This is a genomic window from Polaromonas sp. P3_C2 (assembly GCF_056402675.1).
Map to the genome: position 1 here is coordinate 1 of NZ_JBFUGX010000097.1, position 8,946 is coordinate 8,946.

Sequence of the window (8,946 nt, forward strand, 5' to 3'; positions counted from 1 at the left end):
TCCGCCATTCGTGCGGCCTGGCGCCGCAAAAGAGCCAAATCAGCCAGCTTTTACAGGACTTTTACAAGAATGGCTCCCGCAGGACTGCCGGGAGTCACTGAATTGCCCCTCAAGCCTTGCCTTGCGCACCCACGGCCGCTGCCGCCTTGGCAGCGGCCTCACTATCACCGAGGTAGTAATGGCGCAAGGGCCGCAGTTCGGCGTCCAGCTCATAGACCAGCGGGATGCCATTGGGAATGTTGAGTCCCACGATGTCGCTGTCGGAGATGTTGTCCAGGTACTTCACCAGGGCGCGGATGGAATTGCCATGGGCGGCCACCACAATGCGTTTGCCTGCCTTGATCGCCGGCGCCATGGACTCATTCCAGAACGGCAGGACGCGGTCCACCGTGTCCTTGAGGCATTCGGTCAGCGGCACCTGGCCGGGCTGCAGCTTCGCGTAGCGCGGGTCGTTCCGTTCGCTGCGCTCGTCGGAGGCATCAAGCGCCGGGGGTGGCGTGTCATAGCTGCGGCGCCAGATCAGCACCTGCTCGTCGCCGAACTTTTTCGCTGTTTCGGCCTTGTTCAGTCCCTGCAGGGCACCGTAATGCCGCTCGTTGAGACGCCAGCTGTGCACTACGGGCAGCCAGGTACGGTCCATTTCGTCCAGCGTGTGCCAGAGCGTGCGGGTCGCGCGCTTGAGCACGCTGGTATAGGCCACGTCAAAGTCATAACCTTCGGTTTTGAGCAGTTTGCCGGCGTTTTTGGCCTGTTCGATGCCGGTTTCGGTGAGGTCAACGTCGGCCCAGCCGGTGAAGCGGTTTTCAAGGTTCCAGATCGATTCGCCGTGGCGGATGAGCACGAGTTTGTACATGGTGGGAAGGGTGAGGAGTGGAAAAARGGGAATAAGGAGGGCCGCCGGCAGGGCGTTTTCTCCCTCTATTCTAAAATCATGGGTTCGCTGAAAAAGCGCTCCAAGACACACAAAGGGTACAACGTGAAATTTCTGATCGATAACTGGATGCTGATTTCGATAGCGGTCGCCTCGGGCGGCATGCTGGTTTGGCCCATGATTTCCGGCGCCATGAACGCTGGCGCGCTCACGGCGAGCGGCGCCGTACAGCTGATCAACCGCGAAAAAGCGGTGGTGGTGGACGTCAGCGAGGCCGAAGAATTCGCTGCCGGCCATGTCACAGGCGCCAAAAACGTGCCCTTCAGCGAGCTGGAAGGAAAACTCCCCGCCACCGTCAAAAACAAGGCTTTGCCGCTGATTTTGGTGTGCGCCACGGGTGCCCGCGCCGGCCGCGCCGTCGCCGTCGCCAAAAAGCTCGGCTACGAGCAGGCCCAATCACTGGGCGGCGGGCTGAAAGCGTGGAAAGAAGCTAACCTGCCACTTGAGAAGGCCTGATCAGTTCAGTTCTGACCAGTTTCCCGATCCGGTTTTTGGCAGGCACGAAAGCTGCAACGCCGAGGCTACCGGGCTTTGGCCCGGCTTTCGCCCTGGCCATCCATTTTTCCTGCGCTGCGCGTAGACCAGCTCTTCCGGAGGAACCATGCAAACCGTCAAAATTTACACCACAGGTACCTGCCCTTATTGCATCCAGGCCAAGCAGATATTGAAGCAGCGCGGCGTCACCGAGCTTGACGAAATCCGTGTGGACATGGTGCCTGGTGAACGCCAGAAAATGATGGACATCACTGGCCGGCGCACCGTGCCGCAGATTTTTATCGGCGATACCCATGTTGGTGGCTGTGATGACCTCATGGCCCTGGACAGCCGTGGCGGCCTGATGCCGTTGCTGGACCGCTAACCCCCGTTCAGGCTCACTTCGTGTAGCCTGCTCCCCCCTTCCAGGGGGCGGCGCCTGGGGCCGGCAAAGCCGGACCCGCGGCCCCCACTGGTGAAATACTTCCATCACTGGTCGCACCCACAGAACTCTTCAAGCCAGCATGAGCCGCGGGACTGGCTTTGCCAGACCGCAGGCGGGCGGCCCCCTCGGGGGGCAGGGAGTTCACGAAGTGAGCGACCGTGGGGGCCACGTCCACGGCTCCCTATAATCATCCGATTTCCCTCCAAGCACCCGAAAGAGCACCATGGCTGAAGCCAATCTTGACCCCGTATTCCAGATCCAGCGCGTTTACCTCAAGGACGTGTCACTGGAGCAGCCCAATTCGCCCGAAATCCTGCTGAGCCCGGAGCAGCCTGCGGTGGACATCCAGCTGGGCGTGGGCGCCACCCCCGTGGCAGACGGCCTTTTTGAGGTTTCCGTGACGGCCACCGTGCAGACGAAAATCGGCGACAAAACCGTGTTTCTGGTGGAAGCCAAGCAGGCCGGCATTTTTGAAATCCGCAATGTGCCCGAAGACCAGATGGGCGCCATCCTGGGCATTGCCTGCCCGCAAATCGTCTACCCCTACCTGCGCGGCAATGTCGCTGACGTGATCCAGCGCGGCGGCTTCCCGCCTGTGCACATGGCTGAAATCAACTTCCAGGCCATGTACGAACAGCAGCAAGTCCAGGCCGCTGCCGAATCGGCCGCTCCCCAGATCATCGTTTGATGGGCTGCCGGGGCTTCCCGGCGTCTGTTTTCTCGCTCATCCACGCATGAAAATCCTGGTCATCGGAGCCGGCGCCTGGGGCACGGCTGTAGCCGTGAGCAGCGCCGCCCGGCACGATGTCACCCTGTGGGCGCGCGATGCTGCGCTGGCCAAAGCCTTGCAGACCAGCCGCGTCAATACCCGCTACCTGCCTGGCGTTCCCCTGCCTGCCGGCCTGCGGCTGCAAGGCGGCGATGTACCCCTGGCAGAGGCGATTCAAGGGCAGGACCTCATCATCCTTGCAACGCCCGTCTCAGCGGCGCGCAGCATGCTGCAGTCCCTGCAGCACGCCAGCGTTCCAGTGGCTTGGTTGAGCAAAGGTTTTGAGGCACCTCTTGCCTCTGCCCCTCCTTCCGCATCATTTGGCCTGATGGTCCATGAAATACGGGCGCAAGCTGCTATCAATTTAAGAGCGGGCGTGCTCAGCGGGCCCAGCTTCGCCCTCGAAGTCGCCCGCGGCCAGCCGACCGCGCTGGTGGCCGCCAGTGAACATCCCGAAGTACGCGAAGCGCTGGTGGCCGCCTTTCACAGCGCCACCCTGCGTGTTTACGCCAATGACGATGTCGTGGGGGTAGAGGTGGGCGGCGCCGTCAAGAACGTGCTGGCCATCGCCACGGGGCTTTGCGACGGATTGCAGCTGGGGCTGAACGCCCGCGCTGCGCTGATCACCCGCGGCCTGGCCGAAATGACACGGCTGGGTGTCGCGCTGGGCGCGCGGGCCGAAACCTTCACAGGTCTTTCGGGCCTGGGCGATCTGGTATTGACGGCCACCGGCGACCTGAGCCGCAACCGCAAGGTGGGCCTGTTGCTGGCCGAGGGCAAGACGCTGGCGCAGGCCGTGGACTCGCTGGGGCATGTGGCCGAGGGCGTGTATTGCGCCCGCACCGTAGTGCAGCGCGCGGCCGGTTTGGGCATCGAGATGCCGATTGCACAAAGCGTGGTGGCCTTGCTGGACGGCAAGCTCAGGCCGGCTGAGGCTGTGGCGGCGCTGATGGGGCGCGATCCGACTGCCGAACTGGCCTGACCACGCGATCGATTTTTCCGGTTCCCGTTTTTGCTATTGAATTAATAGCTGCTTGCGCTTACCCCTATTGGGCTAAAGCCCTGAAACATCATTAATCCGCGAAGCAGGGGCCGACCTACTTTCGCAAATGCAGCGTCACCAGCAGCGATGCATCCTTCACGGCAGTCAGGCCGTGTTCCACGCCGCCCGCAAGCCACAGCAGCTGGCCTGCCTTCATGCGCTGGGTTTGCCCCTCTGCCGTGAAGGCCACTTCACCTTCCAGGCATTGCACGGTGATTTCGCCCTTGACCCGGTGCGAGGGCACCAGCTTGCCGGCCGGCACGATGAGGCGCATGACTTCCAGCTCATCGCTTTTGAACAGCGCGACGGTTCGTGCCTCCAGGAGCTTGCCCGCAAGCGGCTGGACGTCGATGAGTTGCCCGGAGGCGGCGTGGGGAATGGCCATGGTGAAACTCCTGCAAAGGTGGCGGCATGTGCCTGAACCAGCTGAAAGCGTTATACCCCAAGGCCCGCCTGGGCCCTAGACCACCTTGTTGTACGCCAGGAAGATGTCGTCGCGAACCCAACCCAGGGACTCATACAGCGCCTGCGCGGTGTGGTTGGTCCTGGCGGTGGTGAGGTCCAGCCGCGCAAAGCCGTGCTGTTTTGCGTGCACGTGGGCGGCCTGCATCAGCGCGCGGCCGGCGCCGCTCTTGCGTGATGCGGGCGCAACATACAGGTCATACAGCGTGTAGATGGGCTGGGCGATCACTGAGCAGAAACCGGGATACAGCTGGCAGAAGCCGGCGAGCGCGCCGGTGCCGGGCGCACCTTCCGGCTCGGCCACCAGGATGACCGATTCGCGGTTTCGCATCCGGTTGCCGATGAAGTCCAGCGCCAGCGCGGCATCGGCGGGCTGTTCGTAAAACTGGCGGTAGGCGTCAAACAGCGCAGCCACGGCAGGCTGGTCGTCCAAAGTGGCAAGGCGTACGGAAGGGGTGTTCATGTTGAGCTGTTAAAAAAGCCAAAAGATCCGCCGTCAGGTGGCGAACCGGTTTTGTTAGAGAAAAATGGCTGCAGCTCAGGCGGGGCGAGCGCAAGCAGCTATCAAAAATGGAGCAACGTGGCAGCCCGCCGGGTTGCCTCCGGCGGTGGCCGGGGTTGGCCGGGGTTTGGCCCGTGCCTAGATTTCCAGGTTGTCAATCAACCGGGTGCTGCCCAGCTTGGCCGCACCCAGCACCACCAGCGGCACATCGGCCAGCGGGCCTTGCGGTGCCAGCAGGTCGGCGCGGCGGCGCACGGTGAGGTAGTCGGGCTTCCAGCCGCGCCGGGCCAGCGCCTGCATGGCCTGCGCTTCCAGGGCTGGCAGGTCAGGCGTGCCGCTGGCGCGGGCGGCCTCGCCCAATGCGCGTATCGCTTTGGACAGCTCCACCGCTTCGGCGCGCTGGGTGGCGTTCAGGTAGCCGTTGCGTGACGACAGCGCCAGGCCGTCTTCGGCGCGCTGGGTTTCACCGGCCAGGATCTCGATCGGCAACGCAAACTGCTGCACCATGCGGCGCACCACCATCACCTGCTGGTAATCCTTCTTGCCGAAAGCCGCCACGCCCGTGGGCATGCCGGCAAACACGCAGGAAAACAGCTTGAGCACCACGGTGCTCACACCGATGAAAAAACCGGGCCTGAAGTGGCCTTCAAGGATGTCGCTCAAGTCGGTGGCCGGATGCACCTTGTAGCTTTGCGGCTCGGGGTAAAGGTGTTTTTCCAGCGGGGCAAACAGCACGTTGCAGCCGGCCTCTTTCAGGCGCTCGGCATCGGCGTCCAGCGTGCGTGGGTAGCTGTCGAAGTCTTCATGCGGCGCGAACTGCAGGCGGTTCACGAAGATGCTGGAGACGCTCACGTCGCCCAGCGGCTTGGCCTGCTTGACGAGCGCGATGTGGCCGTCGTGCAGATTGCCCATGGTGGGCACGAAGGAAGGGCGTTTGAACGGGCTGAGGGCCTCGCGCAGCTCCGGGATGGTGTGGACGATCTGCATCTTGTCTCCTGAAAGGGGCGCGTGGGGCTACCAGGCGTGGGTGGCGTTCACCGGAAAGCTGCCGTCTTTCACGGCGCGTACATAGGCTTCCATGGCGCCGCGCACACTGGCGGTCTTGTTGTCCGGGCCTTCCATGAAGTTGCGTACAAACTTCGGCATCTTGCCCAGGTTCATGCCCAGCATGTCGTGAAGCACCAGCACCTGGCCGGCAGTGCCGTTGCCCGCACCAATGCCGATGGTGGCGCAATGCGTGAGCTCCTGAGTGAGCGTGGCCGACAGGGCTGCGGGCACCATTTCCAGCACCATCATGGCGGCGCCTGCGTCCTGCAGCTCGCGCGCGTGGCGCGTCATCGCGGCAGCGGCTTCGTCTCCCTTGCCCTGCACGCGGTAGCCGCCCAGCGCGTGCACGGTTTGCGGTGTCAGCCCCAGGTGGGCGCAGACCGGGATGCCGCGCTCGACCAGAAAACGCGTCGTCTCGGCCGTCCAGCCGCCGCCTTCGAGCTTGACCATGTGGGCGCCGGCCTGCATCAGCACCGCGGCACTGCGCAGCGCCTGCTCTTTGGACTCGTGGTAACTGCCAAACGGCAAATCGCCGATCAGCCAGGCCGTGGCCTGCGAGCGGCGCAGGCCGTTGGCCACGCATTCGGTGTGGTGGCGCATGGTCTCCAGGGTCACGCCGACGGTGCTGGTCAGGCCCTGGCAGACCATGCCCAGCGAGTCGCCCACCAGGATGCATTCCACGCCCGCCGCATCGGCCACGGCGGCAAAGGTGGCGTCGTAGGCGGTCAGCATGGTGATCTTTTCGCCATGCGCCTGCATTTCGCGCAGGCGCGGCAGGCTGACCGGCTTGCGCGCAGGCGGCGTGGCAGGCGTAGACGAAGGCGGCAGCGTGCCGTAGGGCGTGACGGAAGTATTGGCAGGTATCGTCATGGGGCAGGTCCGGAATTTAGCGAGAGTCTAACCAGCTTCGCCGTGCTTTTTTGCCGGCGGTTTAGAGAGGCCGGACAAAGGCCGGGAAACGGATGGTTTCGCGAACGAATTAGCGCACTTCGGGCGCAGACCGGCTCATGCCCAGGCGTTCCAGCAGCTTTACATCGGCGTCGGTATCGGGGTTGCCGGTGGTCAGCAGCTTGTCGCCGTAAAAAATTGAATTGGCGCCGGCCAGGAAGCACAGCGCCTGCACGCCGTCGCCCATCTGCTGGCGGCCGGCCGACAGGCGCACGCGCGCCGTCGGCATGGTGATGCGCGCCACAGCAATCGTGCGCACGAATTCAAACGGGTCCAGGTCGGCCTGGTTGGCCAGCGGCGTGCCTTCAATTTTCACCAGGTTGTTGATGGGCACCGACTCAGGGTAGGGCGTGAGGTTGGCGAGTTCGGCCACGAGGCCGGCGCGCTGGCGGCGCGTCTCACCCATGCCGACGATGCCGCCGCAGCAGACCTTGACGCCGGCGCTGCGCACGCGCGCCAGTGTGTCCAGGCGGTCCTGGTAGTCGCGCGTGGTGATGATGTCGCCGTAAAAATCAGGCGCGCTGTCGAGGTTGTGGTTGTAGTAGTCCAGGCCCGCGCTTTGCAGTGTTTGCGCGTGGCCGTCTTCCAGCATGCCCAGCGTGGCGCAGGTCTCCAGGCCCAGCGCTTTCACGGTGCGCACCAGCTCGGCGACTTTTTCAATGTCGCGGTCTTTGGGCGAGCGCCACGCGGCGCCCATGCAAAAACGTGTGGCGCCCGCGGCCTGTGCACGCCGGGCTGCGGCCAGCACCTCGGCCGGCTCCATCAGTTTGCTGGCTTCCACGCCGGTGTCGTAGCGCGCGGCCTGCGGGCAGTAGCCGCAGTCTTCGGCGCAGCCGCCGGTTTTCACGGACAGCAGCGTGGCGAATTCGATGTGCGTGGGGTCGAAGTTTTCGCGGTGCACCGTTTGGGCGCGGTGCATCAGTTCCGGAAAAGGCAGATTGAACAGCGCTTCGATGGCGTCTACGCTCCAGCGTTCGGCGCCGGCCTTTTCAGCTGGCGATGGCTGAGGGCGCGGGCGGTGGAGCGTGATGGTTTGTTCTGCAACGTGGGACATGGTTCTCTTTCCTTTCGGGGAATGGTTTTTGAGTCTATCTGATGCGTTTTTCTGAAGCCTGCTTCAGCCTGGCAGCGGATGCTTTGCCAGGGCCGTCAGGGCTTCGACCAGCAGGTCGATATCGGCTTCGGTGTGCGCGGCCGACAGCGCAATGCGAAGGCGTGCCGTGCCTTCGGGCACGGTAGGCGGGCGAATCGCCGGCACCCAGATGCCGCGTGCGCGCAGGCCCTCCATCACGGCCAGGGCTTCGTCGTTGCGGCCGATCAGCAGCGGCTGGATGGCCGTCTGCGAGGGCGGCAGTTGCCAGTGGCTGCCTTTCAGGCCCGCCAGCAAGCCGCTGCGCAACCGCACAATGAGTTGCTGCAAATGCGTGCGGCGCCAGTCATCCTGTTCAATCAGCGCAAGGCTGGCACGCAGCGCGCTGGCCAGCAGCGCCGGCGCGGCAGTCGCAAAAATATAACTTCGGGTTTTTTGCAGCAGCCATTCAACCAGGGCCTCGTCGCCCGCCACAAACGCGCCCGCCACACCAGCCGCCTTGCCCAGCGTGGCCATGTAGAGCACGCGGCGCGAGGCCTTGGCGCCATACAACCCCGCGGCGGCCAGGCTGCCGCGCCCTTGCGGGCCCAGCACGCCAAAGCCATGTGCATCGTCCAGCAGCAGCAGGGCGTCATGGCGCTCACACAGCACCAGCAGGGCGGGAATGTCGGCGCTATCTCCGTCCATGCTGAACACCGCGTCGCTGATCACCAGCTTGCGCGGCGCGTCGCTTTGCGCAAGTTCGCGATCCAGCGCGTCCAGGTCGGTGTGTGCGTAGCGGTGGATTTTTGCGCGCGACAGCCTTGCGCCGTCAATCAGGCAGGCGTGATTCAGCGCATCCGAAAAGATCGCGTCGCTTGCGCCCACCAGCGCCGGCACGATGCCGATGTTGGTGGCGTAGCCCGCGTAAAAATACAACGCGCGCGGCAGGCCGACGAAGGCCGCGAGTTCGCGTTCCAGCGCCTCGTTGGCGGCGCTGTGGCCGCTGACCAGTGGCGACGCGCCCGACCCGACACCGTAGGCTTGTGCGCCGGTGCAAGCCGCCTGCACCAGGGCCGGGTGKGTGGCCAGRCCCAGGTAGTCGTTGCTGCAAAAGGCCAGCATGCTTTGCCCGTCAATCGAGAGGTGTGCGCCGCTTTCAGGCATGACGACGCGGCGCTGGCGGCGCAGGTGGGCGCGGTCGAGTTCAGCCACACGTGCCGGAAATTCGTCGAGCCAGGAGGCGGAAGACAAGGT

Annotated in this window: 11 protein-coding genes; 4 read left to right on the forward strand and 7 right to left on the reverse strand. The window is 64.2% G+C overall.

The window, feature by feature from the left end:
• Positions 1 to 109 precede the first annotated feature (109 nt).
• On the reverse strand, positions 110 to 853 hold the full coding sequence (gpmA, locus tag AC1DWI_RS06340; RefSeq protein ID WP_477669803.1) for a 2,3-diphosphoglycerate-dependent phosphoglycerate mutase: 744 nt from the start codon (positions 851 to 853) through the stop codon (positions 110 to 112).
• A 123-nt stretch (positions 854 to 976) separates the two neighbouring features.
• Between gpmA and AC1DWI_RS06345 the strand changes: the two genes are divergently transcribed.
• The 4 genes from AC1DWI_RS06345 to AC1DWI_RS06360 all read left to right on the forward strand — a co-directional run bounded on the left by AC1DWI_RS06345 (position 977) and on the right by AC1DWI_RS06360 (position 3,601).
• Positions 977 to 1,387 (forward strand): rhodanese-like domain-containing protein, encoded by a 411-nt coding sequence (locus AC1DWI_RS06345; protein WP_477648489.1) that lies wholly within the window; start codon positions 977 to 979, stop codon positions 1,385 to 1,387.
• Positions 1,388 to 1,532: 145 nt separating this feature from the next.
• Entirely contained in the window at positions 1,533 to 1,790 is a 258-nt protein-coding gene (gene grxC, locus AC1DWI_RS06350) for a glutaredoxin 3 (RefSeq protein ID WP_477669802.1), read from the forward strand.
• A 283-nt stretch (positions 1,791 to 2,073) separates the two neighbouring features.
• A complete protein-coding gene (secB, locus tag AC1DWI_RS06355; RefSeq protein WP_477669801.1) occupies positions 2,074 to 2,538 on the forward strand; it encodes a protein-export chaperone SecB in 465 nt (154 codons plus the stop codon).
• Positions 2,539 to 2,584: 46 nt separating this feature from the next.
• Complete coding sequence (locus AC1DWI_RS06360) at positions 2,585 to 3,601, forward strand: NAD(P)H-dependent glycerol-3-phosphate dehydrogenase (RefSeq protein WP_477669800.1); 1,017 nt, start codon at positions 2,585 to 2,587, stop codon at positions 3,599 to 3,601.
• 115 nt (positions 3,602 to 3,716) lie between these two features.
• Here the strand turns inward: AC1DWI_RS06360 and AC1DWI_RS06365 are convergent, their stop codons facing one another.
• The 6 genes from AC1DWI_RS06365 to bioF form a co-directional block, all read right to left on the reverse strand.
• Positions 3,717 to 4,046 (reverse strand): cupin domain-containing protein, encoded by a 330-nt coding sequence (locus AC1DWI_RS06365; protein WP_477669799.1) that lies wholly within the window; start codon positions 4,044 to 4,046, stop codon positions 3,717 to 3,719.
• Between the two features lie 75 nt (positions 4,047 to 4,121).
• Entirely contained in the window at positions 4,122 to 4,586 is a 465-nt protein-coding gene (locus AC1DWI_RS06370) for an N-acetyltransferase family protein (RefSeq protein WP_477666091.1), read from the reverse strand.
• A 177-nt stretch (positions 4,587 to 4,763) separates the two neighbouring features.
• Entirely contained in the window at positions 4,764 to 5,612 is an 849-nt protein-coding gene (panC, locus tag AC1DWI_RS06375) for a pantoate--beta-alanine ligase (RefSeq protein ID WP_477669798.1), read from the reverse strand.
• Between the two features lie 27 nt (positions 5,613 to 5,639).
• A complete protein-coding gene (gene panB, locus AC1DWI_RS06380; protein WP_477669797.1) occupies positions 5,640 to 6,542 on the reverse strand; it encodes a 3-methyl-2-oxobutanoate hydroxymethyltransferase in 903 nt (300 codons plus the stop codon).
• A 109-nt stretch (positions 6,543 to 6,651) separates the two neighbouring features.
• Positions 6,652 to 7,674: a biotin synthase BioB gene (bioB, locus tag AC1DWI_RS06385; protein WP_477669796.1), complete on the reverse strand. Its 1,023-nt coding sequence runs from the start codon at positions 7,672 to 7,674 to the stop codon at positions 6,652 to 6,654.
• A 63-nt stretch (positions 7,675 to 7,737) separates the two neighbouring features.
• On the reverse strand, positions 7,738 to 8,943 hold the full coding sequence (gene bioF / locus AC1DWI_RS06390; RefSeq protein ID WP_477724553.1) for an 8-amino-7-oxononanoate synthase: 1,206 nt from the start codon (positions 8,941 to 8,943) through the stop codon (positions 7,738 to 7,740).
• Positions 8,944 to 8,946 lie beyond the last annotated feature (3 nt).